At 73.8% G+C, this 25,598-nt stretch carries 22 protein-coding genes; 11 read left to right on the forward strand and 11 right to left on the reverse strand.

Going from position 1 to position 25,598, the window contains the following annotated elements; genetic code table 11:
• Window positions 1-19: 19 nt before the first annotated feature.
• Entirely contained in the window at window positions 20-388 is a 369-nt protein-coding gene (locus tag ACIPPS_RS26485) for a hypothetical protein (RefSeq protein ID WP_401436727.1), read from the reverse strand.
• 247 nt (window positions 389-635) lie between these two features.
• Between ACIPPS_RS26485 and ACIPPS_RS26490 the strand changes: the two genes are divergently transcribed.
• The 4 genes from ACIPPS_RS26490 to fxsA all read left to right on the forward strand — a co-directional run bounded on the left by ACIPPS_RS26490 (window position 636) and on the right by fxsA (window position 4,701).
• Window positions 636-1,076: an Lrp/AsnC family transcriptional regulator gene (locus tag ACIPPS_RS26490; RefSeq protein ID WP_401436730.1), complete on the forward strand. Its 441-nt coding sequence runs from the start codon at window positions 636-638 to the stop codon at window positions 1,074-1,076.
• Between the two features lie 94 nt (window positions 1,077-1,170).
• On the forward strand, window positions 1,171-2,793 hold the full coding sequence (locus ACIPPS_RS26495) for an amidohydrolase (protein ID WP_401436732.1): 1,623 nt from the start codon (window positions 1,171-1,173) through the stop codon (window positions 2,791-2,793).
• Between the two features lie 465 nt (window positions 2,794-3,258).
• Complete coding sequence (locus ACIPPS_RS26500) at window positions 3,259-4,038, forward strand: polyprenol monophosphomannose synthase (RefSeq protein ID WP_401436735.1); 780 nt, start codon at window positions 3,259-3,261, stop codon at window positions 4,036-4,038.
• Window positions 4,039-4,116: 78 nt separating this feature from the next.
• Complete coding sequence (fxsA, locus tag ACIPPS_RS26505) at window positions 4,117-4,701, forward strand: FxsA family membrane protein (RefSeq protein WP_401436738.1); 585 nt, start codon at window positions 4,117-4,119, stop codon at window positions 4,699-4,701.
• Between the two features lie 140 nt (window positions 4,702-4,841).
• Here the strand turns inward: fxsA and ACIPPS_RS26510 are convergent, their stop codons facing one another.
• From ACIPPS_RS26510 to ACIPPS_RS26525, 4 genes are all read right to left on the reverse strand, one after another.
• Window positions 4,842-5,216, reverse strand: coding sequence for an RNA polymerase-binding protein RbpA (locus ACIPPS_RS26510; RefSeq protein ID WP_026278069.1), 375 nt, complete (start codon window positions 5,214-5,216; stop codon window positions 4,842-4,844).
• 256 nt (window positions 5,217-5,472) lie between these two features.
• Window positions 5,473-6,828 (reverse strand): MFS transporter, encoded by a 1,356-nt coding sequence (locus tag ACIPPS_RS26515; RefSeq protein ID WP_401436741.1) that lies wholly within the window; start codon window positions 6,826-6,828, stop codon window positions 5,473-5,475.
• A gap of 41 nt (window positions 6,829-6,869) precedes the next feature.
• Window positions 6,870-7,634 carry a glycerophosphodiester phosphodiesterase family protein gene (locus tag ACIPPS_RS26520; protein WP_401436743.1) on the reverse strand — a complete coding sequence of 255 codons (765 nt, stop codon included), beginning with the start codon at window positions 7,632-7,634 and terminating at the stop codon, window positions 6,870-6,872.
• Window positions 7,631-8,347 (reverse strand): YitT family protein, encoded by a 717-nt coding sequence (locus tag ACIPPS_RS26525; RefSeq protein WP_401436745.1) that lies wholly within the window; start codon window positions 8,345-8,347, stop codon window positions 7,631-7,633. The genes ACIPPS_RS26520 and ACIPPS_RS26525 overlap by 4 nt, the downstream gene beginning before the upstream one ends.
• A 64-nt stretch (window positions 8,348-8,411) precedes the next feature.
• On the opposite strand from ACIPPS_RS26525, the gene ACIPPS_RS26530 reads away from it, so the two are divergent.
• Window positions 8,412-9,911, forward strand: a complete 1,500-nt coding sequence (locus tag ACIPPS_RS26530) for a PLP-dependent aminotransferase family protein (RefSeq protein WP_401436748.1) — start codon at window positions 8,412-8,414, stop codon at window positions 9,909-9,911.
• Between the two features lie 146 nt (window positions 9,912-10,057).
• On the opposite strand, the gene ACIPPS_RS26535 is transcribed toward ACIPPS_RS26530, so the two are convergent.
• Both ACIPPS_RS26535 and ACIPPS_RS26540 read right to left on the reverse strand, forming a co-directional pair.
• Window positions 10,058-11,941 carry a hypothetical protein gene (locus ACIPPS_RS26535; protein WP_401436750.1) on the reverse strand — a complete coding sequence of 628 codons (1,884 nt, stop codon included), beginning with the start codon at window positions 11,939-11,941 and terminating at the stop codon, window positions 10,058-10,060.
• A gap of 37 nt (window positions 11,942-11,978) precedes the next feature.
• A complete protein-coding gene (locus tag ACIPPS_RS26540) occupies window positions 11,979-12,173 on the reverse strand; it encodes a hypothetical protein (protein ID WP_401436752.1) in 195 nt (64 codons plus the stop codon).
• 344 nt (window positions 12,174-12,517) lie between these two features.
• Between ACIPPS_RS26540 and ACIPPS_RS26545 the strand changes: the two genes are divergently transcribed.
• The 6 genes from ACIPPS_RS26545 to ACIPPS_RS26570 all read left to right on the forward strand — a co-directional run bounded on the left by ACIPPS_RS26545 (window position 12,518) and on the right by ACIPPS_RS26570 (window position 21,976).
• Window positions 12,518-12,910, forward strand: coding sequence for an ankyrin repeat domain-containing protein (locus ACIPPS_RS26545; RefSeq protein ID WP_401436754.1), 393 nt, complete (start codon window positions 12,518-12,520; stop codon window positions 12,908-12,910).
• Between the two features lie 266 nt (window positions 12,911-13,176).
• Entirely contained in the window at window positions 13,177-14,592 is a 1,416-nt protein-coding gene (locus ACIPPS_RS26550) for a HEAT repeat domain-containing protein (protein ID WP_401436756.1), read from the forward strand.
• A gap of 364 nt (window positions 14,593-14,956) precedes the next feature.
• On the forward strand, window positions 14,957-16,084 hold the full coding sequence (locus ACIPPS_RS26555) for a glycosyltransferase family 4 protein (RefSeq protein WP_401436758.1): 1,128 nt from the start codon (window positions 14,957-14,959) through the stop codon (window positions 16,082-16,084).
• Window positions 16,081-17,259: a glycosyltransferase gene (locus tag ACIPPS_RS26560; RefSeq protein WP_401436761.1), complete on the forward strand. Its 1,179-nt coding sequence runs from the start codon at window positions 16,081-16,083 to the stop codon at window positions 17,257-17,259. The genes ACIPPS_RS26555 and ACIPPS_RS26560 overlap by 4 nt, the downstream gene beginning before the upstream one ends.
• Window positions 17,260-17,528: 269 nt before the next feature.
• Entirely contained in the window at window positions 17,529-18,392 is an 864-nt protein-coding gene (locus ACIPPS_RS26565) for an SGNH/GDSL hydrolase family protein (RefSeq protein WP_401436764.1), read from the forward strand.
• Complete coding sequence (locus ACIPPS_RS26570; protein WP_401436766.1) at window positions 18,389-21,976, forward strand: hydantoinase B/oxoprolinase family protein; 3,588 nt, start codon at window positions 18,389-18,391, stop codon at window positions 21,974-21,976. The genes ACIPPS_RS26565 and ACIPPS_RS26570 overlap by 4 nt, the downstream gene beginning before the upstream one ends.
• Before the next feature lie 29 nt (window positions 21,977-22,005).
• On the opposite strand, the gene ACIPPS_RS26575 is transcribed toward ACIPPS_RS26570, so the two are convergent.
• The 4 genes from ACIPPS_RS26575 to ACIPPS_RS26590 are packed head-to-tail and all read right to left on the reverse strand — an operon-like array spanning window position 22,006 to window position 25,530.
• Window positions 22,006-22,869, reverse strand: a complete 864-nt coding sequence (locus ACIPPS_RS26575) for a biotin-dependent carboxyltransferase family protein (protein ID WP_401436768.1) — start codon at window positions 22,867-22,869, stop codon at window positions 22,006-22,008.
• Window positions 22,866-23,492 carry a 5-oxoprolinase subunit PxpB gene (pxpB, locus tag ACIPPS_RS26580; RefSeq protein WP_401436770.1) on the reverse strand — a complete coding sequence of 209 codons (627 nt, stop codon included), beginning with the start codon at window positions 23,490-23,492 and terminating at the stop codon, window positions 22,866-22,868. The genes ACIPPS_RS26575 and pxpB overlap by 4 nt, the downstream gene beginning before the upstream one ends.
• The gene (locus ACIPPS_RS26585) at window positions 23,489-24,253 is read right to left on the reverse strand and encodes a LamB/YcsF family protein (protein WP_401436772.1); all 765 of its coding nucleotides are present in this window, start codon (window positions 24,251-24,253) and stop codon (window positions 23,489-23,491) included. Before ACIPPS_RS26585 ends, pxpB begins: the two co-directional genes overlap by 4 nt.
• Window positions 24,250-25,530 carry an MFS transporter gene (locus ACIPPS_RS26590; RefSeq protein ID WP_401436774.1) on the reverse strand — a complete coding sequence of 427 codons (1,281 nt, stop codon included), beginning with the start codon at window positions 25,528-25,530 and terminating at the stop codon, window positions 24,250-24,252. Before ACIPPS_RS26590 ends, ACIPPS_RS26585 begins: the two co-directional genes overlap by 4 nt.
• Between the last annotated feature and the right edge of the window lie 68 nt (window positions 25,531-25,598).

Raw genomic sequence — 25,598 nt, forward strand, 5'->3', positions numbered from 1 at the left:
TCGGTGGCGGCGTCGGCCGTCAGGCCGCGCGCCGCATCTGCGGCACCTTGATCGGACGCGAGCCCGGACCGCCGACGTGCGAGAAGGGCTGCGTCCGCCAGTCGAGCCCCTGGGGGAGCGTCAGGAGCAGGGCGGTGTCCTGCTCCTGGACCTCCAGCGTCTCGTCGGCGGGGCGCGCGTCCGAGGCGGCGCGACCCGTGCCCGGGCAGACCGTCAGCACGAACGGGTTCCAGGGTGACGGGCACAGCGCGTGCTCCGGCAGCGTGTCCTCGTCCGCGAGCAGCGCGATCGGCTGGACACAGTCCGGGCAGATGACGCGGTACATCTCGAATGTGTCGTACGCGTCGAGCTCGTCGGTCGTCTCGACCGAATCAACAGGCTCCTGCATGGAGAATCTCCCCCTCGGGTGGGTCGACCGAAGTACGTATGGCCTCGACCACAGCAAGCAATTCCCATACGGCCGCCCGCATAACCGTGAGGTCTCGATCGAGCCCGCCACGAACCTGTGGCGTTCGTCACATGCCCTTCGCAGGTGCCCCGAGGATGCCCATAGCCGTCTATAGCGACAGGGCGGAGACGAGACGGCGACGTACCCCCGCTGTGCCGAAGGACCCCCGGGGCAATAGGTTGACCGCATGGAGGAGCTGGATCGTCAGATCGTCGAATTGCTCGTCAGGGACGGGCGCATGAGCTACACCGACCTGGGCAAGGCCACCGGCCTGTCCACCTCGGCCGTACATCAGCGCGTCCGCCGACTGGAGCAGCGTGGGGTCATCCGCGGCTACGCCGCCGTGGTCGACCCGGAGGCCGTCGGCCTTCCGCTGACCGCCTTCATCTCGGTCAAACCCTTCGACCCCAGCGCACCGGACGACACCCCGGACCGGCTGGCGGACATCCCGGAGATCGAGGCCTGCCACAGCGTCGCGGGCGACGAGAACTACATCCTCAAGGTGCGCGTCGCGACCCCGCTGGAGCTGGAGCACCTGCTCACCCGCATCCGCACCCAGGCGGGCGTCTCCAGTCGGACGACGGTCGTCCTCTCGACCCCGTACGAAGCCAGGCCGCCGCGCGTCTAGGACCTGATCCGTGGGCGGCCCCAGGGTGCGGCGGACGAGCTCACCGCGGGCCCGGCGTCCGGTCGGGCGCCGGCGCGCATCTAGCCTGGTCACCATGAGCGAGACCTCCATCGAGACCGAGCACCGTACCGTCCTGCTGCGCGGCGGAGACGTCCACAGCCCCGCCGACCCCTTCGCCACCGCCATGGTGGTGGAGCGCGGACACGTCGCCTGGGTGGGCTCGGAGGGGGCCGCCGACGCCTTCGCCTCCGGGGTGGACGAGGTCGTCGACCTCGAAGGCGCCCTCGTGACCCCGGCGTTCGTCGACGCCCATGTGCACACCACGGCCACCGGTCTCGCGCTGACCGGCCTCGACCTGTCCTCGGCCGGCTCGCTCGCCGAGGCGGCCGACCTGATCCGCGCGTACGCCGCCGCCCGGCCCGCCGACCGCATCCTGATCGGACACGGCTGGGACGCCGCGCGCTGGCCCGAGCGGCGGGCGCCGCGCCGCGAGGAGCTGGACGAGCTGACCGGCGGCCGCCCGCTCTACCTCACGCGGATCGACGTCCACTCGGCCGTCGTCACCACCGCCCTGCTGGACCTCGTCCCCGGCGTCCGCGACCGCACCGGCTTCCGCGACGGCGAACCGCTCACCGGCGACGCCCACCACGCCGTCCGCGCCGCCGCCTACGCCGCCCTCTCGCCCGCGCAGCGCACCGAGGCCCAGCGCGCCGCCCGCGCCCACGCCGCCTCGCTCGGCATCGGCACCCTGCACGAGTGCGGCGGGCCCGAGATCTCCTCCGAGGACGACTTCACCGGCCTCCTCGACCTCGCCCGCTCCGAGCCCGGCCCGCGCGTCGTCGGCTACTGGGCCGACCTCGACGTCGCACGGGCCCGCGCCCTCGGAGCCGTCGGCGCGGCCGGCGACCTCTTCGCCGACGGCTCGCTCGGCTCCCACACCGCCTGTCTCCACGAGGCGTACGCCGACGGCGCCCACCGGGGCGTCGCACACCTCGACGCGGCCGCGGTCGCCGCCCATGTCGTCGCCGCCACCGAGGCGGGCCTCCAGGCCGGCTTCCACGCCATCGGGGACGCCGCCGTCGGCGCCGTGGTCGACGGTGTCCGGGCCGCCGCCGAGAAGCTCGGCCTCGCCCGGATCCGCGCAGCCCGCCACCGCGTCGAACACGCCGAGATGCTCACCCCCGAGACGATCGCCGCCTTCGCCGAACTCGGGCTGACCGCCTCCGTCCAGCCCGCCTTCGACGCGGCCTGGGGCGGCGAGGGCGGCATGTACGCCGAGCGCCTCGGCGCCGAGCGGGCCCGCACCCTCAACCCGTACGCCGCCCTGCTGCGCGCCGGTGTGCCGCTGGCCTTCGGCTCCGACAGCCCGGTCACCCCGCTGGACCCCTGGGGCACCGTCCGGGCCGCCGCCTTCCACCGCACGCCCGAGCACCGGATCTCCGTCCGCGCCGCCTTCACCGCCCACACGCGGGGTGGCTGGCGGGCCGTCGGGCGCGACGACGCCGGCACCCTCGTGCCCGGCGCCCCGGCCGACTACGCGATCTGGCGGGCCGACGAGCTGGTGGTCCAGGCGCCGGACGACCGGGTGGCCCGCTGGTCGACCGACCCGCGCTCCGGAACGCCCGGTCTGCCCGATCTGACCCCGGGCGGCGAGCTGCCGGTCTGTCTGCGCACGGTGGTCTTCGGACAATCGGTTTTCGTGCGCCCGAATGCGTGACGTCCGGACATTCCGTACCGCCGATCGATGATCATCCGGCGGGTCGGGCAGCTCGCCACCTTCCCCACTGACCTGCCGGTATCGGTCATCCTCCCAGCTCAAGCGGGTGTTGACAGTGAGCCTCGGGGGGCGGGTAGGTTCTCCGCGTCCACCACAGGACGTCCGACCGGTTTCAAACCTCAGGTTCTGCACCCGCGCCTCGGGGGCGAGGGAAGGTTTTTTCCGGCGGAGGGTGCGACCCGGGTGGGGCCCGGACGTCCAGTAGACAACGGCTCTCGGTCGACCCGCAGCCAGCGGGTTCCAGGTCGGCCCGAAGGGCGCCGGGCCCCGATCCGCACGCCACGCGTGGAGCCGTCCAGGCTGTCCCGAAGGCGTCCCCCCGACGCGCGACGAGCCCCGCCGCGACCGAGCCGCGGGACGGGCTCGCTATGGTGGGGGTTCGCGTAGGTATCCGAAGGGGCAGTAGTGAACGACGGTGGCCAGAGGCGTTACGGCCCGCTCGGCAGAGCCTTGGTGATCATTCCGACCTACAACGAGGCGGAGAACATCAAGCCGATCGTCTCGCGTGTACGGGAGGCCGTACCGGAGGCGCACATCCTCGTCGCCGACGACAACAGCCCCGACGGCACGGGCAAGTTCGCCGACGAGATCGCCGCCGAGGACGACCACGTCCACGTGCTGCACCGCAAGGGCAAGGAGGGGCTCGGCGCCGCCTACCTCGCCGGCTTCCGCTGGGGCATCGAGAACGGCTACGGCGTCCTCGTCGAGATGGACGCCGACGGCTCGCACCAGCCCGAGGAGCTGCCCCGGCTGCTGACCGCCCTCAAGGGCGCCGACCTCGTGCTCGGCTCCCGCTGGGTCCCCGGCGGCCGCATCGTGAACTGGCCCAAGTCCCGCGAGATCATCTCCCGCGGCGGCAGCCTCTACTCGCGCGTCATGCTCGACGTGCCGATCCGCGACGTCACCGGCGGCTACCGGGCCTTCCGCAAGGAGACCCTGGAGGGCCTGGGCCTGGAGGACGTGGCCTCGGCCGGCTACTGCTTCCAGGTCGACCTGGCCCGGCGCGCGGTCGCCGCCGGCTTCCATGTCGTCGAGGTCCCGATCACCTTCGTGGAGCGCGAGATCGGCGACTCCAAGATGAGCCGCAACATCGTCGTCGAGGCGCTGTGGCGGGTCACCGGCTGGGGTCTGACGGCCCGTGCGAACAAGGTCGGCAAGATCCTCGGCCGCGGATCCGCGCGCTGAACACGTCCGGTACGACCGACCGTTCCGGCTGATCATTTCTTTACGACGTTCCGGCGGGGCGCCAGGCACACTGGGGGCATGACGACCGGCGCACCGCCTCCCCTCGCCCCCAAGCGCTCACGCGCGCGTACGTTCCTCCCGCCGGCCCTGGCCGTCTGGATGGTCCTGGAGATCTGGCTGCTCATCGTGGTGGCGGACGCGGCGGGCGGACTGACCGTCCTCGGCCTGCTGGTCGGTGGCGCCGTCCTCGGCGCCGTGGTGATCAAGCGCGCCGGGCGCCGTGCCTTCAAGAACCTCACCGAGACCTTCCAGCAGGCGCAGGCGGCGGCGCGGACGGGGGTCGCGCCGACCGCCACCGAGCGGGCCGGCGCGGGCGACCGCAACGGCTTCCTGATGCTCGGCGGCCTGCTGCTGATGATCCCCGGCCTGATCTCGGACGCGGCCGGTCTGCTGCTGCTCGTCCCGCCGGTCCGCTCCGTCCTCGGCCGGTACGCGGACAAGCTCGCCGAGCGGCGCATGGCCGCGGCTCCTCCCGGCAGCCTCCAGGACGCCTTCCAGCAGGCCCGTATGCACCGGCCGGACGGCAAGGTCGTCCAGGGTGAGGTCATCCGCGAGGACGCCCCTCAGGGCCCGCAGGAGCCCCGCCCCCCGTTGACGCACTGAACGGCGCAGATCCCGCGACCCCCTCGAACCGCAGCCGGAAACCGGACGAGGAATGGGGAACGAGGAACGAGAAACGCCGCGGGGCCCGGTACACAAGATGTGTACCGGGCCCCGCGGCGTCGTGTCGGCCGCGCCGTCCGTCAGGCGGACTTGCGGCTGTCTCGCGGATGCACGGCGATGTTCATGGCGCCGGAACGAAGGACCGCCAGCCTCTCGGCCAGGACCTCCTCCAGCTCCTCGCGGGTGCGCCGCTCCATCAGCATGTCCCAGTGCGTGCGCGCCGGCTTGCCCTTCTTCTCCTCGGGGCCGTCCCCGTCCACCAGGAGTGCCTGGCTGCCGCAGACCTTGCACTCCCACTCCGGCGGAATTTCCGCTTCCACCGAGAAGGGCATCTCAAAACGATGGCCCTTCTCGCATGCGTACTCCACGGCCTGGCGCGGGGCCAGATCGATGCCGCGGTCGGTCTCGTAGCTGGTCACCACGAGGCGCGTGCCGCGAAGAGCTCGCTCACTCATGAATCGTGCCTCCCGGGCTTGTCGCCCACAGGACAGGTGTCGCTGTCGTCGTCATCCGGTCAACGTCCGGTCGGCGGTAAAGATTCCCGTTCCGGGTCAGTGCGTCGCCCGTCGTGCCGCCCCTTGTTCTACCCACCAGTGCCCGGTTTGTCACATCTGGCATGAGATGTCACCCAGCGTCTTCACCGAAGCAGCACGCAGTAACGGTCCGCCTGGCAGGCCAAAGGCGTACACTACCGGCCTTTCACTTCCAGGTCTAAATCCGCTCCGGAACCGGGTTGCCCGCGGCCGCCACCGCACGCCGTACGGGTACCCGCGCGAGCAGGATGAAACCGGCCGCGAAGAAGATCACCAGAGAGATGATGGCATCCCGATAGCTGCCGGTCAGCTGATACGCGAGACCGAACACGAGCGGCCCCAGCCAGCTCAGGCCCCGGTCGCTCATCTCGTAGGCCGAGAAGTACTCCGCCTCCTTGCCTCGCGGCACCAGATGTGAGAACAGCGAACGCGACAGCGCCTGGCTGCCGCCCAGCACCAGGCCGATCGCCGCCGCCAGACAGAAGAACGCCACCGGCGCGCCGGCCGGCAGGAAGTACCCGGCGGCCAGGATCAGGGTCCAGACCGCCAGCGACCCCAGGATCGTGCGCTGGGCACCGTACGAGCGGGCCAGCCGGCCCATGCCGAGGGCGCCGGCCACCGCGAGCACCTGGACCAGCAGCACGGCCACGATCAGCGTCGTCTGGTCGAGCCCCAGCTCCTTGGAGCCGTAGATCGAGGCCTGCGAGATCACCGTCTGCACCCCGTCGTTGTAGACGAGGTACGCGAGCAGGAACGACAGCGTCAGCGGATGGCGGCGCATGTCCCGCAGCGTCGCGATCAGCTGCCGCCAGCCACCGCCGACCGCCCCCTCGCCGCGCGGCTCCACCCGCCGGTCGCGCAGCCGCCGCAGCGGTACGAGGGTGAAGGCGCCCCACCACAGTCCGGCCGAGGCCAGGCAGATCCGCACCGCGGCCCCCTCGGAGAGCCCGAAGGATGCGTGCCCCGAGTACAGGACCAGGTTGAGGATGAGGACCAGGGCCCCCGAGGTGTAGCCGAACGCCCAGCCGCGCGAGGAGACCGCGTCGCGCTCCTCGGGCCCGGCGATCTGCGGCAGGTACGCGTTGTACAGCACCATCGAGACCGCCAGCGAGGCGTTCGCCACGATGAGCAGGAACGCGCCCAGCAGATACCGGTCGCCGCTCAGGAAGAACATGCCCCCGGTCGCCGCCGCGCCCGTGTACGCGGCGACGGCGAGCAGCGGCTTCTTGCGGCCCGTCCGGTCCGCCACCGCACCCACCAGTGGCATCACCAGGACCGCCACGATGATCGAGGCCGAGACGGCGTACGCGAAGAGGGAGCCGGAGCGCACCGGTATGCCCAGCGGATGGACGAAACCCTCCGCGTCCGCCGCCGCGTCGGCGACCGACGTCAGATAGGGGCCGAGGAACACCGTGAGCACGCTCGTCGAGTAGACCGAGCAGGCGAAGTCGTAGAAGTACCAGCCGCGCTGCTCGCGCCTGCGGTCGGCCGGATCGGCTGCGGACCGCTCCGGCTCGGTGGTGTCGGCAGTCAAGACCGCGGCCCCCTCGTTCGTCCCCGTGGCGGGACGCCCGCTCAGACCCACACGCCCCGCTCGGTCAGGACTGTGCGCAGCGTCTCCAGATGATCGGTCATGATGCCATCCACCCCGAGGTCCAGGAGAGTGTTCATCCGCTCCGGATCGTTGACCGTCCACACGTGCACCTGGAGCCCCCGGGCATGGGCCTCGCGGACGAAACGGCGGTCCACCACCGGGATTCCGCCCTGGCTCTCCGGGACCTGCGCCGCGACCGCGCCCGCGCGAACCGCCGCCGGAATGCCGAGCGACCGCAGCCGCAGCCCGAGGACGCCCCTGACGCCGTACGAGGTCGCGAGCCGCGGCCCGGCGAGGCGCTGCGCGCGGGCCACCCGGCTCTCGGTGAAGGAGCCGACGCAGACCCGGTCCCACGCGCCGGTCCGGTGGATCAGGTCGACCAGCGGCACCAGGGACGACTCGGCCTTCAGGTCCACGTTCCAGCGGGCCTCGGGGAACTCCTCCAGCAGCTCCTCGAAGAGCGCCAGCGGTTCCTTGCCCGCGACGCGCGCCTCGCGGACGGCGTCCCAGGGGAGGTCGCGGATCCGGCCGGTGGCGTCCGTCACGCGGTCGAGCGTGGAGTCGTGGAAGGCGACCAGGGCGCCGTCCGCGGTGGTGTGCACATCGGTCTCGAAGTACCGGTAACCGGCCTCCGTCGCCCGCCGGAAGGCGGCAGCGGTGTTCTCCAGGCCGTCCGCCGTGCCGCCGCGGTGGGCGAACGGGATGGTGGACGGGTGGTCCAGGTAGGGATGGCGTACGCGAGTCACGGCCGCAGTATCGCCTGTTCCGGTGTCCCGGAGGCGACGACGGTGCTGCTCGCGTCCTCCTCGGGGACGGCGAACCGGCGCAGGAAGAACTGCGCGAGGGGGCCGATGGCCAGCGCGTACAGGACCGTGCCGACGCCGACCGAGCCGCCCAGCAGGAAGCCGGTGGCGACGACGGCGATCTCGATCGCCGTCCGCACCAGTCGGATCGAGCGGCCGGTGAGCCGGTGCAGCCCGGTCATCAGGCCGTCGCGGGGGCCGGGGCCGAAGCGGGCGGCGATGTACAGCCCGGTCGCCACCCCGTTGAGGACGATGCCGAGGGCGAGGAGGGGGATCCGCACGGCGAAGGCCTGGACCTCCGGGACCATGGCGAGGGTCCCGTCCATGGCCACGCCGATCACGAAGACGTTCGAGACCGTGCCGAGGCCGGGCCGCTGCCGTAGGGGAACCCACAGGAGCAGGACGGCCGCCCCGACGATGATCGAGACGACTCCGATGGTCAGCCCGGTCCGCTCGGCGAGACCCTGGTGGAGGACGCCCCACGGTTCCAGGCCGAGCCCGCCGCGCACAAGAAGCGCCGAGCTGATCCCGTACAGCGTCAGTCCGACGTACAGCTGGGTGAGCCGGCGCGGCAGATGGCGGGCGGTGAGCCGGCCGCGGAGGCCGGTGGCGATGGACAAGGTGGTGCCCCCTGTGGTGGTGGTGGACTGACTCATGACACTCTGTGGCGGGGGATCGGATGCCAACCATGGCCAATTCGAGGAAGGTGGACTGAATTCCATGGCTCAGTGGACCTCGGCCGTCGGGCCGGCTCAGCTCGCCCGACAGCTTCAGGCGCAGCAGCCCCGCCCGGCCGGACCGGGCACCCGCAAGCCGCCCGCCTACCGCGCGCTGGCCGACGGGATCCGCCTCCTCGTGCTGGAGGGACGGGTGCCGGTCGCGGCCCGGCTGCCCGCCGAGCGCGAGCTCGCGGTCGCCCTGACGGTCAGCCGTACGACGGTGGCGGCGGCCTACGAGGCGCTGCGCGCCGAAGGGTTCCTGGAGTCGCGGCGCGGGGCCGGCAGCTGGACCGCCGTACCTGCCGGGAACCCGCTGCCCGCGCGCGGCCTTGAACCGCTGCCCCCGGAGTCGCTCGGCTCGATGATCGACCTCGGCTGCGCGGCGCTGCCGGCCCCCGAGCCGTGGCTGACCCGGAGCGTGCAGGGCGCCCTGGAGGAGCTGGCGCCCTATGCCCACACGCACGGCGACTACCCGGCGGGGCTGCCCGCGCTCCGGCAGATGCTCGCCGACCGGTACACCCGGCGCGGCATCCCGACGATGCCCGAGCAGATCATGGTCACCACCGGCGCCATGGGCGCGATCGACGCCATCTGCCACCTCTTCGCGGGGCGCGGCGAGCGGATCGCGGTCGAGTCGCCCTCGTACGCCAACATCCTCCAGCTCATGCGGGAGGCGGGCGCCCGTCTGGTGTCGGTCGCCATGGCCGAGGGGCTGGCCGGCTGGGACCTGAACCGCTGGCGCCAGGTCCTGCGGGACGCGGCGCCCCGCCTCGCGTACGTCGTCGCCGACTTCCACAACCCGACCGGTGCCCTGGCCGACGAGGACCAGCGACGGCAGCTGGTGGACGCGGCGCGCTCGGCCGGCACGGTCCTCGTCGTCGACGAGACCATGTCCGAACTGAGCCTGGACGACGGTCTGACGATGCCCCCGCCGGTCTGCTCCTTCGACCCGTCGGGCGCCACCGTGCTCACGGTCGGTTCGGCCAGCAAGGCGTTCTGGGCGGGCATGCGGATCGGCTGGGTCCGGGCCGCGCCCGACGTGATCCGGTCACTGGTGGCCGCGCGGGCCTACGCGGACCTCGGCACCCCGGTCCTGGAGCAGCTCGGCGTCAACTGGCTGATGCGCACCGGCGGCTGGGAGCAGGCGGTCGCCATCCGCCGGACCCAGGCGCGCGAGAACCGCGACGCGCTGGTGGCGGCGGTGCGGACGCAGCTGCCGGAGTGGGAGTTCGACGTCCCGGCGGGTGGACTCACGCTCTGGGTCCGCACGGGCGGGCTCTCCGGCTCGCGGATCGCGGAGGTCGGCGAGCGCGTCGGCGTCCGGGTGCCCTCGGGGCCGCGGTTCGGCGTCGACGGCGCCTTCGAGGGGTACGTGCGGCTGCCGTTCACGGTCGGCGGCCCGGTCGCCGAGGAGGCCGCGACCCGCCTGGCGGCAGCGGCCCGCCTGGTGGAGTCGGGCGCGGGCACGGGCAACGAACAGGCGCGGGCGTTCGTGGCGTAACGGGTGACCCGGGGGAGGCAGGTGACCGGGGGAGGGGGCGGGCCTGTCCGGGTGGGCTTCCGGCATCGATGGGGGCGCGTCCGGGTGGGCTTCCGGCGTGGGTGGATGGCGCCTTGCCGGCCCCCGCGCGGGGGCCCGGCGGTCGGTCAGCCCTCTGCGGGGACCGGGGCGTGGCCGAGGTCCAGGGTCGAGCCGGGCCTCGGGTCCGGTGCCTGGGTCGGTGCCGGGGGCGGAGGCGGTGCCTGGGCGGGTGCCTGGGTCGGCGCCGGGGGCAGTGAAGGCGCCTGGGCAGGCGCTTGGGCCGGGGCCGGGGCCTGGGGCAGAAGCGGAGGCTGGGCCGGCGCCGGGGGCGCCGCTGCGGCCGGTGCCGGTGCCGGCGCCTGGGCCGCGGCCGGGGGCGGGGGCGGGGTCTGGGCCGGGGGCACCCCCGCAGCTGAGGCAGGGGCCGGGGCCGGTGCCGGGACCTGGTCCGGGGCCGGGTCCGGGGCTGAGCCCGGGGCCGGGGGGACCGTCGCCGCCGAGGCGTTCTGGGGCTCCGGGAGCAGGGCCAGCACCGCCTGCCGGTGCGCCTCGCTCGTCGCCTCGTCGTACGGATCCGGCGTCGCCGGCACCTGGAGCCGCAGCACCGGCCCCGTACCGAGGCGGGCGTACCCGCGTCCCGGCGGGACGGCCGGGGTCGGGGTCGTGTGCGGCGGGACGCCGAGGACCGCCTCGATCTGCGCGGGCGACGCGGGACCGAGCACGACCCGGGCGCGGGTGTGCGTCCGTACCGTCTCGCCGAGCGTGTCGACGCCGTCGAACTGCTCCGCCACCACCACCGTGACCTGCGCGGCCCTGCCGTGCCGCAGCGGCACCTGGAGCAGGTCCTGCGGGTCGGGACGCCCGTCGGCCGCGGCCAGGTGACCGAGGATGCTCGGCCGGTCGAGCAGGATCCAGAGCGGGCGCCGGGTGTCGTCGGGCGCGGGACGGCCCGCCTGCCGGGCCCGGTTCGCGGCGATCAGCCGCCGCTCGGTCTCGTGCGCCGCCCACTCCAGGCTCGCCAGCGCGCCCGCGAGTCCGCACTCGACGGCCAGGACGCCCGTACGGCCGGTCAGGCAGGCGTACTCGCCGGTGCCGCTGCCCTCGATGACCAGCACGTCGCCGTACGGGAGGGTCTGCAGGGCGAGGGAGCGCAGCAGCGAGGTCGTGCCGCTGCCGGGCTGGCCGACGGCGAGCAGATGGGGTTCGGTGGCGCGCGGGCCCGTCCGCCAGAGCACCGGGGGCGCGTCCGACTCTCCGTCGGCGGCGACGACCGGCACCGTCCGCTGGACGGCGTCCGCGTCGGTGAAGCCGAGGACCGTCTCGCCGGGCACGGTGACGAAACGCTGGGCGGCGATCGTGGTGGGCAGGGCGGGCAGCACGCTCATGACGAGCTGGTTGCCCTCCTCGTCCCAGTCGAAGAGGTACTCGCGACCACGGCCGGACTTGGCGTGCAGCAGCTGTTCGATCCGGGCCCGGGAGTCCGCCTCGCCGTCCGTGAAGTACGCGGGGTACCGGATGCGCAGCTGGGTGAGGCGCCCGCCCTCGTCGAAGGTGAAGTCCCCGAAGGCGGCGTTCCAGTCGCCCCCGTGGGCGAAGAGGGGGGCGGGGTCCTCGGGGACGGCGAAGTACGGCACCAGCGCCTCGTAGAGGCCCTTGAGCCGCTCGACCTCGGCGTCGTCGGGCCCGGTCTTCACGACCGGACGCTCACGCCCCTTCCACGCGGCCGCTGCCATCACCGAGACGAGCGCGAGGAGCGGCCCGTACGGAGCGAGGGCGACGACCAGGACGCAGGCCGCGACCAGGAGCAGCGTGGGACCGCGCCGTTCCTTGGGGGTCGCGGCCCACTTGGCGCGCGCGAGCGCGGCCAGCTTCCGCAGACCACGCGAGATGGTGATCAGCGGATGGAGCACATCGGTGGCGCTGTCGGCGGCCGTGCGCGCGATCTCTCGACTGCGAGCGATCCGGTCGCTGCCGCTGGTCAGAATGCGGGGGAGTGGTCGCCGGGCCACGTCGTACTCCTGGAGTTGTGGAAGGGGCAGTGGAGCGTCAGAAGTTGATCCCGCCCAAGAGGCTGGCCAGGCTCTGGCCGCCCGCGGTGATGCTCGGTGCGATGGCGGTGCCCGCGAGGTAGAAGCCGAACAGCGCGCTGACGAGGGCGTGGGAGGCCTTCATCCCGTCCTTCTTGAAGAACAGGAAGCAGATGATGCCGAGCAGGACCACGCCTGAGATGGACAGGATCATGAGGTGTTCTCCTGGGTGAGGGGACAGTCACCATGAGTCCTTCCAGGTTCACAGCAAGTATCTATGCGATTAAAGGTGCATACGGGTGAAAGTCGGGCGATTTCACTTGACTGGCCGACGTGGAGGGGTCGCCCGAGTGGCGATACGCGCGGAGCGCGCTAGCGCGAGCGACCTTTCCGCCCGGGTGAGCTGCGGTGATCTTCGGTGATCTTTGCCTTGGACGCCTCACGTCATGTCGGCGGACGGGCAGTACCCTGTCGATTCACTCGTACGGCTCCGATTGCCGTGCGCAGATCAAGGTGGAACGTCCAGGGTTCCGAGGAACGAAAGGCGGGTAGGTCGGGATGAGCGAGACTCCGGACCCCGAGGTCATCGAGCTGGCGAGCAAGGTCTTCGACCTGGCGCGCACCGGGGACGCGGAGGCGCTGGCCGCCTATGTCGACGCGGGCGTCCCGGCGAACCTCACCAACGACCGGGGTGACTCGCTCGTCATGCTCGCTGCCTATCACGGCCACGCCGACGCGGTCACCGCCCTGCTGGCCCGTGGCGCCGACGCGGACCGTGCCAACGACCGGGGCCAGACCCCCCTCGCGGGTGCGGTCTTCAAGGGCGAGGACGCCGTCGTGCGTGCGCTGCTCGCCGGCGGCGCAAATCCGGAAGCGGGGACTCCGTCTGCCGTGGATACTGCTCGGATGTTTGGGAAGGCAGAACTCCTGGAGCTCTTCGGCGCCTCGTGAGCATTCCGGTGAAGATCCGGGTGAACGGGCACTGAACCCCAGGTGAGAGCGGTGTCGTAAATGTGGTCGCGGTGGCGAAATGGCTGGGTCATCATGACGTCGGGCCCGCAGCGGGCCACCGACGAGAGGCAGAGGAAGATGGTCAACACCAAGCGAAGGACGACGGGCGGCCCCACATGTTGCTGTGCGGCGTAGGCGATCACCAGTTCCCGGTATCCACCCGGTACTCCCCGGTCGTGTCGACAGCTTGATGTGAGGCGTCTTCCATGTTCGATCCAGTCATAGCGCCGAGCGGCACCCTGCTCGGTCTGCTGCAGAGGGGCCGCGGCGACGGCACCCTGCACGCGCTCGCCGCGCCACGTGCCGAGGCCCTCGCGGCCCTGAACCACTGCGTTCTCAGCGACCCCCGCCACGACTGGCAGGTCGAGAACCGCTCCCTCTACTACGCACGGCTCTACCTCGACCTCGCCGGCGGGCTCGACGAGATCGAGGGCCACCTCTTCGGGGCCGAGGACCACCTCGACACCGAGGAGAACCGGACCGGCCTCGCGCTCGCCGTCCTCGGGCACCTCGCCTCCTACGGCCGCCGGGACGCCCTGACGCTGCTCCGGCGGTACGCCGCGACCGGCACCAACTGGGCGTGGGCGCTCGACGAGCTCGCCCTGCGCGACGACGACACCGGGCTGCGCTCGCTCGCCCTCCCCGTCCTCGCCCGCTTCCCGGCCGACCCGGAGGGCGACGCCGAGCTGGCCACCGCCGTACGGGACGCCTTCGAGCCCCGGCCGTGGCGGTTGTGGGCGGAGGACCAGCGGGACGCCGTGGGCGCCCGGGTCAGGGCCGCCCAGGAACAGGGCTCCTTCGACCGCTGGCAGCGCCAGATGCGACCGAGCGGCCCCCGGCCCGGCTGGAGCGTCCAGGCGGTCTTCGACTGGGCCCAGGAGGGCCTGGAGCGCGGCGCCGCGCTGCACGGCCCCGCCGCGCGCTGCCTGACCGCCGTCGCCGGCCCCGAGGACCGGCCGCGGATCGTCGAGGCCGCCCGCAGCGGACCCGACGGCGCGCGCTGCGCCGCCCTGCACTACCTCGCGGAGGCACGGGACCCCGCCGTCCTCGACCTGATCGAGGCCGCGGCCGGCAGTGACTCCCGTACCGTCGCCGAGGTCGCCGTCGCCGCGTTCGAGCGGATGTGCGGCGAGGCCGCCGTCGACCGCGCCCGGGGCTGGGTCCACCGGCCCGACGCGCTCGGCGCCGCCGCCGGTGCCGTCCTCGCCTGCCGGGGCGGGGTCCAGGACTCGCTCCTCGTCCTCGGCGCGCTCCGCGAGACCGTCCGGGCCGAGGGCCCCGACGCGACCGCCCTCTACACCCTGGTCGACGGCGCCGGACGGCTCGGCATCGGCTGCGCCGCGCCCGTGCTGCGCCACGTCTACCGGGAGACCGCCTCCTCCCAGCTCCGCGGCAGGACGGCCCGCGCCCTCGCGGCCACCGACCCGACCTTTCCGACGGGCTTCGCCGTCGAGTGCCTCTGGGACTGCGAGGAGACCACGCGCGAGGTCGCGGCCCTGCACGCCGAGACGGGTGACGTCCGCGTCGCGGACCGCCTGCGCCGGCTGGCCGCCGACCCGGCCGAGGAGGCCGAGGTGCAGACCGCGGTACGCAACCGGATAGGGCCGGACCTCCAGGTCTGAACCGGCCGGCGGACGGCGCCCGTCGGCGGGCGGGGCCCATCGGTGGGCGGGGCTGGTGGGCGGGGCTGGTGGACGGCGCCCGTCGGTGCACGGCGGGCGCCGGGCCGGTCGGGCGCCGGCGTCGGTCGGGCGCCGGCGTCGGTCGGGCGCCGGGTCGGTCGGGCGGTGGCTCGGCGGGCTGGGTGAGGCTCGCGCGGAGCGCCGAGGGGCGGTCCGGCGGACGGGGGTCCCCGGCTCCCTACGAGCCGGCTCGGCACCGGGCCACGGGCGGCCCGCCGGGCCGGGGGCAAACGCTCATGGGACGTTCCCCGGCCGTCCAGATCCTCGTCGGCGGGAACACGCCGGGCGCGACGACAACACGGGTATGCGTGTCGTCATCGTCACCGAATCCTTCCCACCCGATGTCAATGGTGTGGCGCACTGCGCCCAGCAGACCGCGCGCCACCTCGTACGCCGCGGACATGACCCGCTCGTCATCGCCCCGGCCGGCGCCGGAGCCACCGACACCCCGGACGCCGACGCGCCCTGCCCCGTCGTACGCGTCCCCTCCCTCCCCCTCCCCGGCTACCCCCAGGTGCGCGTCGCGCTTCCCAGCCGCCGCCTCGCCACGGCCATCGCCGCGCACCGGGCCGACGTCGTCCACCTCGCCGGCCCCTTCGTGCTCGGGGTGCGCGGCATGGCGGCCGCGACCCGCCTCGGACTGCCCGCCGTGGCCGTCTACCAGACCGACCTCGCCGGATACGCCCGCACCTACGTGGGCACCGGGGAAGGGGCCGCCTGGCGCCGGCTCCGGGCCGTCCACGGCGCCGCCGACCGCACCCTCGCGCCGTCCACCGCCGCCGCCCGCGACCTGGAGACGCACGGCATCGGACGCATCCGCCTCTGGCGGCGCGGCGTCGACACCGTCCGCTTCCGCCCCGACCTGCGCGACGAGGCCCTGCGACGCGAACTCGCCCCGAACGGCGAACTCCTCGTCGGCTACATCGGCCGCCTCGCCCCCGAGAAGCACGTCGAACTGCTCTCCGGGGTCTGCGGACTCCCCGGCATCCGGGTCGTGGTCGTGGGCGACGGCCCGAGCGAACCCGCCCTGCGTGTCGCCCTGCCCGGCGCCGTCTTCCTCGGCCGCCGCACGGGCGACGACCTGGCGCGGATCTTCGCCTCGCTCGACGTGTTCGCCCACACCGGCCCGTACGAGACCTTCTGCCAGACCGTCCAGGAGGCCATGGCCAGTGGCGTTCCGGTCGTCGCGCCCGCCGCCGGCGGTCCGCTCGACCTGGTCGACCACCGCAGGACCGGTCTCCTGGTCCCGCCGGACGACATCACGGCCCTACGGGACGCGGTGGCCTCCCTCGCGGAGGCACCGGCCCTGCGCGGCGCCTACGGGCGGGCGGGCCGGACGGCCGTCGAGGGCCGGACCTGGGAGGCCGTCGGCGACGAGCTGATCGGCCACTATCTGGAGGTCCTGCGCGAGCGGACGGCGGTGGCGGCATGAGAGGCCCCGCGACAGCCCGCCCGCTGCGCATCGTCCGGCTCGCCAACTTCGTCACCCCCACCTCGGGGGGCCTGCGCACCGCCCTCGAACAACTCGGTCGCGGCTACCTCGCCGCCGGGCACGAGCCCGTCCTCATCGTCCCCGGCGACGAGGAGAGCGACCGGATCACCGACCAGGGCCGGGTCATCACGCTGCCCGGGCCCGTCCTGCCCGGCACGGGCGGCTACCGCGTGCTCGCCGACCGGCGCCGCGTCCGCCGGATCCTGGAGCGACTCGCCCCGGACCGCATCGAGGTCTCCGACCGCACGACCCTGCGCTGGACGGGGGAGTGGGCCCGCCGCGCACGGGTGCCCTCGGTGATGGTCTCCCACGAGACCACCGACGGCGTCCTGCGGACCTGGGGCGTGCCGACGGCCGCCGCCTCCCGCGCCGCCGACCGGCTCAACCGCCGTACCGCGTGGGCGTACGCGCGGATCGTCTGCACGACGGAGTGGGCGGAGCGGGAGTTCGTACGGATCGGGGCGAGCAACGTCCTGCGCGCCCCGCTCGGCGTGGACCTGGCGCGCTGCCGGCCGGGACGGCACAGCGCCGACCTGCGGGACCGGCACGCCGCCGGCGAGGGGGTGCTGCTACTGATGTGCTCACGGCTCTCCGTCGAGAAGCGCCCGGGAACGGCCCTCGACGCCCTCGCCCACCTGCGGGGCCTCGGGATCAGGGCCACGCTCGCGGTGGCCGGCGAGGGGCCGCTGCGGGGCGCGTTGGAGCGTCGGGCCCGGGAGGAACGGCTCCCGGTCCGCTTCCTGGGACACGTGGCCGACCGCGAGGCCCTGGCCGACCTCCAGGCCTCCGCCGACCTGTGCCTGGCCCCCGGCCCCGCCGAGACCTTCGGGCTCTCCGCCCTGGAGGCGCTCGCCTGCGGAACTCCGGTGGTGGTCAGCGCCTCCTCGGCGCTCCCGGAGGTCATCGGCGACGCGGGCGCGTCCGCCGCGGACGACGGGGCCGACTTCGCCGCGGCCGTGCGCGCCCTGCTCGACCGCCCGGAGCCGCTCCGCCGCGAGGCGGCACGCGCGCGTGCCGAACTCTTCGGCTGGGACCGCTCGATCGCCGCCTTCCTCCACGCCCACGACGCGGTCCCGGCCCCGGTCCTCGTCCCGCCGCAGGAGGTGCGGACATGACGACCGGAGGCGCGGACCTGACGACCGGTCCGGCGCCCGCCCCGAACCGCGCCCCGGTCCCGGTCGCCGACCGGACTATGGATCCATCCCCTCGGACAGTGGAGCCGTCCCCTCGGATACTGGATCCCGCGCGCGGGATATTGGATCCAGTGTCCTGGACATCGGATCCAATATCTGATTCGGCGGCCCTCGCCCCCGACACCTCCGCCCCACGCCGCGATGCCATCCCCGCCCCACGCCGGGCAGCCGACGCCGAAGCCGACCCGCCGATGCCCCCACCGGTTCGGTTCGCCGTGCTCGGCGACTCCCTCAGCGAGGGAGTCGGGGACCGGGTCGACGGTGCCTGGCGCGGCTGGGCGGCCCTGCTCGCCGAGGGCCTGGCGGGGCCCGGCCGGCGCCTGGAGTTCCGGAACCTCGCCGTCAGCGGGGCCCAGAGCCGGGAGGTCGCCGAGCACCAGGCCCCCGAGGCGGTGGAGTTCCGGCCCGACCTCGCCTCCGTCGTCGTCGGCGTCAACGACACCCTCCGGCGCACCTTCGACATCGAACAGCTCGCCCACCGCCTCGACCGCGTCTGCGCCGACCTCACGGCGAGCGGAGCCGTCCTCCTCACCGCCTGCCTGCCCGACCCCGGCCGGATGCTCGCGCTCCCGGCGCCGCTCGCCCGCCCGCTCGCCCGGCGCCAGCACGCCCTGAACAGCCTCGTCCACGCGCTCTCCGCCCGTTACGACGCCGTCCACCTCCACCTCGCCGACACCACCTGGACCGACGACCGGACCCTGTGGAGCGCCGACCGGCTCCACCCCGGCGAGCGTGGCCACCGGGCGATCGCCGCGCGCTTCCACGACCTCCTGGTCGCCCGGGACCTCGCCCACGGCACACCGCCCTCGCCCGACCCACGGCAGCCGCCGCCCACCCGTGCGGAAGCGGTGGTCTGGCTCGCCACCGCCGGGACCGGCTGGGTGCTCCGGCGCTGCCACGACCTGCTGCCCCAGCTGCTCCACCTGGCCGGCGCGGAACTGCGGCACCGGGCGAGGGGCACCGACACGCGCCTGGACCGGAAGGCCGAACACGCGCTCGCGGCCGCGCTCGCGGCCGTGTCCCTGGACGCTCCGGTGGCCACAATGGGGGAATGACCGGGCGCTGGGAGTTCTGGATCGACCGAGGCGGCACGTTCACCGACATCGTGGGCCGACGGCCCGACGGGCGGCTCGTCACCCGCAAGCTGCTCTCCCACGACCCCGCCCGCCCCCACGACGCGGCCGTCGCCGGGATCCGCCTGCTTCTCGGGCTCGGCCCCGACGAGCCGGTCCCCGCCGACCGGGTCGCCGTCGTCAAGATGGGTACGACCGTTGCCACCAACGCCCTCCTGGAGCGGCGCGGGGAACCGACGGTCCTCCTCGTCACCGAGGGCTTCCGGGACGCCCTGCGCATCGCCTACCAGAACCGGCCCCGGCTCTTCGACCGCCACATCGTGCTCCCCGAGGCCGTCCACGAACGCGTCATCGAGGTGCCCGAACGGGTCGACGCCCAGGGCAGGACCGTACGGCCCCTCGACGAGGACGCCGTCGCCGAGGAGTTGAGGGCCGCCCACCGTGACGGCTACCGCTCCGCCGCCGTCGTCCTCCTGCACGGCTACCGCGACCCCGCCCACGAGAGCCGTGTCGCCGCCCGCGCCCGCGAACTCGGCTTCACCCAGGTCAGCTGCTCGCACGAGGTCAGCCCGCTGATCAAGCTCGTCCCGCGCGGCGACACCACCGTCGTCGACGCCTACCTCTCCCCGATCCTGCGCCGGTACGTCGACGAGGTAGCCCGCGAACTCGCCGGCATCCGACTCATGTTCATGCAGTCCAACGGCGGTCTGCGGGAGGCCGCCCACTTCCGCGGCAAGGACGCCGTCCTGTCCGGACCGGCCGGTGGTGTCGTCGGCATGGCCCGCACCTCGGGGCAGGCCGGGTTCGACCGGGTCATCGGCTTCGACATGGGGGGCACCTCCACCGATGTGTCGCACTACGCGGGCGAGTTCGAGCGTGAACTGGGTACACAGGTCGCAGGCGTCCGGATGCGCGCCCCGATGATGAACATCCACACCGTCGCGGCGGGCGGCGGCTCCGTCCTCCACTACGACGGCCGCCGCTTCCGCGTCGGGCCCGACTCGGCGGGCGCCGTCCCCGGCCCCGCCTGCTACGGCCGGGGCGGGCCGCTGACGGTCACCGATGCCAACGTGATGCTCGGCCGCGTCCAGCCCGCCCACTTCCCCGCCCTGTTCGGACCCGACGGCGACCGGCCGCTCGACGAGACCGTCGTCCGTGAGGGGTTCGCCGCCCTCGCCCGGGAGATCGGCGACGGCCGCACCCCCGAGGAGGTCGCCGCCGGCTTCCTGGAGATCGCCGTTCTCAACATGGCCAACGCGGTCAAGAAGATCTCCGTCCAGCGCGGCCACGACATCACCCGCTACGCCCTCACCAGCTTCGGCGGCGCCGGCGGCCAGCACGCCTGCGCCGTCGCCGACGCCCTGGGCGTCGACACCGTCCTCGTACCGCCCCTGGCGGGTGTCCTGTCCGCGTACGGCATCGGGCTCGCCGACGCCACCGCCATGCGCGAGCAGTCGGTCGAGGCCGAGCTCGACGCGGCAGGGACGCACGCGCGCGTGACGGAACTCTGCGCCGAACTCGCCGAGCGGACCACGGAGGAACTGCGCGCCGACGGCCTGCCCGACCGCGCGATCACCACGCACGCACGCGTGCTCCTTCGCTACGCCGGCACCGACGCCGGCCTTCAGGTCGACCTCGCCGACGCCGAGCGGATGCGCGGGGCCTTCGAGACGGTCCACCGCGCGCGGTACGCCTTCACCATGGACCGGCCGCTCGTCGTGGAGGCCGTCTCCGTGGAGGCCGTGGGGACCACCGGACCGCACGGCCCCGTGCTCGTCGAGACGGGTGACAGCGCCGGCCGGACCGCCCCTCGCGCGACCGTACGGATGCACAGTGGCCGCACCGTCGCCGACACCCCGCTGCACCGACGGGAGGACCTCCGCCCCGGTACCACCGTCACCGGCCCCGCGATCCTCGCCGAGGCCGACTCCACCACCGTCGTCGACCCCGGCTGGCGGGCCGAGGCCGGCGACGGCGGCCACCTCGTCCTCACCCGCGCCACACCCCGCCCCGCGCGCGTGGCGGTCGGCACGGACGTCGACCCGGTCCTCCTGGAGGTCTTCAACAACCTCTTCATGGGGATCGCCGAGCAGATGGGCGTACGCCTGGAGAACACCGCCCACTCCGTCAACATCAAGGAGCGGCTCGACTTCTCCTGCGCCCTGTTCGACCCCGAGGGCAACCTCATCGCCAACGCGCCCCACATCCCCGTCCACCTCGGTTCCATGGGCGAGTCCATCAAGGAAGTGCTGCGGCGCGGCGGCGACACCCTGCGCCCCGGCGACGTCTACGCCATCAACGACCCGTACCACGGCGGCACCCACCTGCCCGACGTGACCGTGGTGACCCCGGTCTTCGACGAAGCGGGCCGCGAGCTGCTCTTCCTCGTCGCCTCGCGCGGCCACCACGCCGAGATCGGCGGCATCACCCCCGGCTCCATGCCCGCCTTCAGCGAGACCGTCCACGAGGAGGGCGTCCTGTTCGACAACTGGCTGCTCGTCCGGGACGGCCGGCTGCGTGAGGACGAGACGCGGGAGCTGCTCACCGGCGCCCGGTACCCCTCCCGCGACCCCGACACCAACCTCGCCGACCTCCGCGCCCAGATCGCCGCCAACGAGAAGGGCATCGAGGAACTGCGCGCCATGGTGGACCAGTTCGGCCTGGACGTCGTCCACGCCTACATGCGTCACGTGCGGGCCAACGCCGAGGAGTCCGTCCGGCGGATCGTGGCCGGCCTCCAGGACGGTTCGTACCGCTACGAGACGGACGGCGGCGCGGTCGTCCAGGTGGCCGTCCGGGTCGACCGCGCACGTCGCTCCGCCGTCCTCGACTTCACCGGCACCTCACCGCAGCTGCCCGGCAACGCCAACGCGCCCACCTCCGTCGTCATGGCCGCCGTCCTGTACATCTTCCGGACCCTGGTCGACGACGACATCCCCCTCAACAGCGGCTGTCTGGAGCCCCTGGACGTCCGCGTCCCGCCCGGCTCGATGCTCGCGCCCCGCTACCCGGCGGCGACCGTCGCCGGGAACGTGGAGACCTCCCAGGCGGTCACCGGGGCCCTCTACGCGGCCCTCGGCGTCCAGGCCGAGGGTTCGGGCACGATGAACAACGTGACGTTCGGCAACGCGCGCGTGCAGTACTACGAGACGGTCGCGAGCGGCTCCGGCGCGGGCGACGGCTTCGACGGGGCCGACGCCGTGCAGACCCACATGACCAACTCCCGGCTCACCGACCCGGAGATCCTGGAGTGGCGCCACCCCGTCCGGGTGGACTCCTTCGCCGTACGGACGGACAGCGGCGGCGACGGCCGGTGGCACGGCGGCGACGGCGTCGAACGCCGGATCCGGTTCCTGGAGCCGATGACCGTGACCCTGCTGACCGGCCACCGCCGCGTACCGCCGTACGGAATGGCCGGCGGGCAGCCGGGCGCCCTCGGCGAGAACCTCGTCGAACGCGCCGACGGCACGGTCGAGCGTCTCGACGGGGTCGACAGCACCGACGTCGCCCCCGACGACGTCCTCGTCCTGCGGACGCCGGGCGGCGGGGGCTACGGCACGCGCTGAGTACCGGCGCCCGTCAGCCCGTCAGCCCGTCAGCCCGTCGGGACGAACCGGACCACCGTCCCCGGGACGGCCTGCGCCGCGGCCGCCAGGTCCGCCTCCCGGACCACCGCCACCACCGGATAGCCCCCGGTCGTGGGGTGGTCGGCGAGGAAGACCACCGGCCGGCCGTCCGGAGGCACCTGGACCGCGCCCAGGACCATGCCCTCACTGGGGAGTTCGGCCGTCACCAGCCGCGTGAGGGGCGGGCCCTCGGTGCGCAGACCGATCCGGTTCGACGCCGGCGAGACCCGGTACGCGCGCGTGGCCAGGGTGCGCAGCGCCGACGGGGCGAACCAGTCGTCACGCGGGCCCAGCCGGACCCGGAGGACGAGTTCGTCCACCGGACCCGGCCAGGGAGGAGCGTCGACCCACCCCCGCGGGGCCGACTCCGCGCCCAGCGGCAGCACGGCCCCTTCCGTCAGCGGCGCCGGGCCGAGCCCGGACAGCAGGTCGGTGGAGCGGCTGCCGAGGACGGGTTCGACGGCGATCCCGCCGCCGAAGCCCACGTACGCGCGCAGGCCACGGGTGGCCGGACCGACCTCCAGGAGCGCCCCCGCCGGAACCCGTACCGCCGTGCCCCAGGCGGTCGGCCGGCCGTCGACGGTGACCGGGCAGGGCGCGCCGCCCACCGCCACCGTGACCGGGCAACGGGGCCGCACCGCGCACCCGTTGACCGTGGTCTCCAGGACCGCCGCGCCCTCCGGGTTGCCCACCAGCCGGTTCAGCAGGCGGGCCGCGCCCGGATCCAGCGCCCCGGAGCGGGGCACGCCCAGATGCGCGTACCCGGTCCGCCCCAGGTCCTGGACGGTGGTGAGCGCTCCCGCCCGTACCACCGCGAGAGCACGATCGGTCACCGGCTCTCCACCACGAAGCGCACCCGCGCGCCGGGCGTCAGCAGCGCGGCGGGCTCGCGGTTCGCGTTCCACAGCACCGCGTCCGTGGAGCCGATCAGCTGCCAGCCGCCGGGGGAGGAACGCGGGTACACCCCCGTGTACGGCCCCGCGAGCGCGACCGAACCCGCCGGGACGGACGTCCGCGGAGTCGCCCTGCGCGGCACCTGGTACTGCTCGGCGAGCCCGGTCAGATAGCCGAAGCCCGGCGCGAACCCGCAGAAGGCGACCCGGAAGTCGGTGGCCGAGTGGATCCGGACCGCCGTCTCCACGGACACCCCCCAGAGCGCGGCGACCTCGGCGAGGTCGGGACCGTCGTAGCGGACCGGCACCTCGACCGCCCGCTCCACGCGCGCGTGGAGCGGCGCGATCGTCCACTCCCGCAGCTGCCCCGCCAGCAGGTCCGGCGCGTCGACGCCGTCCAGGAGCACCGTCCGCGCCGCCGGGACGATCTCCCGTACGGACGGCAGGGCACCGCCCGCGCGTCGCCGCATCAGCTCCGCGTGGAACGCCTCGGTCTCCGAGCCGCTCCCCAGCTCGACGAGCAGCGCCCGCTCGCCCACCCGGTACACCCGCCGCGCCTTCACAGGAAGGCCTCCACCCGGACTCCGGCGGCCTCCAGTTCGGCCCGCACCCGGCGGGCGAGGCCCACCGCGCCCGGGGTGTCGCCGTGCAGGCAGAGCGAGCGCGCCCGTACGGCGACGGAACGGCCGCAGTGCGCGGTGACCACCCCGAACCGGGCCATGGACACCGACCGTTCGACGACCTCGGCCGGATCGGTGACGACGGCCCCCTCCTGCCCCCGTGGCAGCAGGGAACCGTCCGCCGTGTACGCCCGGTCGCCGAACGCCTCGGGCACCACCGGCAGCCCCGCGCTCCCGGCCGCCTCGTGGAGCCGTGAGCCGGGCAGCCCGAGGACCGGCAGCCCCCCGCCCGCCAGCAGCACCCCGTCGACGACCGCCGCCGCCTGGACCTCGTCGCGCACCACCCGGTTGTAGAGCGCGCCGTGCGGCTTGACGTACGCGACCCGCGACCCGGCCGCCCGCGCGAAGACGTCGAGCGCGCCGATCTGGTACGCGACCTCGGCCGCCAGCTCGTCCGCAGGAACGTCCATCGAGCGGCGGCCGAATCCGGCCAGGTCCCGGTAGGACACCTGGGCCCCGATCCGTACGCCCCTCGCCGCCGCCAGCTCGCAGACGCGGCGCATGGTGACCGCGTCACCCGCGTGAAAGCCGCAGGCCACGTTGGCGCTGGTGACGACGGAGAGCAGCTCCTCGTCGTCGGTGAGCGCCCAACGGCCGAAGCCCTCGCCGAGGTCGGCGTTGAGGTCGATCGAGGCCCAGGTCATACCAGTTCCTTCCCGCGGGTCTCCGGCAGTCCGAGCAGGGCGATGACCGCGAGTCCGTAACCGATCGCCCCGAAGACCAGCGCGCCGCCGACGCCCCAGCTCTCGGCGAGGAAGCCCACCAGGGTCGGGAAGATCGCGCCCACCGCGCGCCCGGTGTTGTACGTGAAGCCCTGGCCCGTGCCCCGTACCGCCGTCGGGTACAGCTCGGCGAGGAAGGAGCCGAAGCCGCTGAAGATGGCCGACATGCAGAAGCCGAGCGGGAATCCGAGGACGAGGAGGAGCGTGTTCGCCCCGGACGGGATGTTCGTGTACGCGAGGACGGAGAGCGCCGACAGGGCGGCGAAGAGCGCGATGTTCTTCTTCCGGCCGAGCCGGTCCGTGAGGTACCCGCCGGTCAGATAGCCGATGAAGGCGCCCGAGATGAGGAACGTCAGATAGCCGCCGGTGCCGACCACCGTGAGCCCCCGCTCGGTCTTCAGGAAGGTCGGCACCCAGGTCGCGAGGGTGTAGTAGCCGCCCTGCACACCGGTCGAGAGCAGCACCGCGAAGAGCGTGGTGCGCAGCAGCGGACCCTTGAAGATCGCGGTGAACGAACCGCGTTCGGCCGAGCTGCGCCGGATCTCGGCGGCCTGCGGGGCGTCCTCGACGTTCCGCCGGACGTAGACGACCAGGAGCGCGGGCAGAGCGCCGGTCCAGAACATGACCCGCCAGGCGGTGTCGGCGTCGACGAACGCGAAGACCAGGGTGTACACGATCACCGCGAGCGCCCAGCCGGCCGCCCACGCGCTCTGGATGCCACCGAGCGTACGCCCCCGGTGCTTGGCGGAGGCGTACTCGGCGACCAGGATCGCCCCGACCGCCCACTCGCCGCCGAACCCGAGGCCCTGGAGAGCCCGGAAGACCATCAGAGTCTCGTAGTTGGGCGCGAAGCCGCACAGAACGGTGAAGAGCGCGTAGGTGACGACCGTGATCATCAGCGCCTTCACCCGGCCGATGCGGTCGGCCAGGACGCCGGCCAGCGCGCCGCCGATCGCCGAGACGACGAGGGTGACGGTGGTCAGCAGGCCGGTCTGGCCCTTGTCCAGGCTGAAGTAGGCGGCGATGGCCACCATCGAGAGCGGCAGGGTGAAGAAGTCGTAGGAATCCAGGGCGTATCCGCCGAACGCGCCGCCGAACGCGCGGCGGCCGCGCGGCCCGAGGGCGCGCAGCCAGGCGAACGCACCCGTGTCGTCGGGCTGTTCGCCCTGGGTCTGCTGCTGGGTCTGTGTCGTGCTCATCTGCACCTCGCAGTGGGGGAGGAGCGTGCCGGAGAGACGTACCGGAGGACCGTGCGGTGTCGCCAAGG

This window comes from Streptomyces sp. NPDC090127, from assembly GCF_044746945.1.
GTDB lineage: Bacteria > Actinomycetota > Actinomycetes > Streptomycetales > Streptomycetaceae > Streptomyces.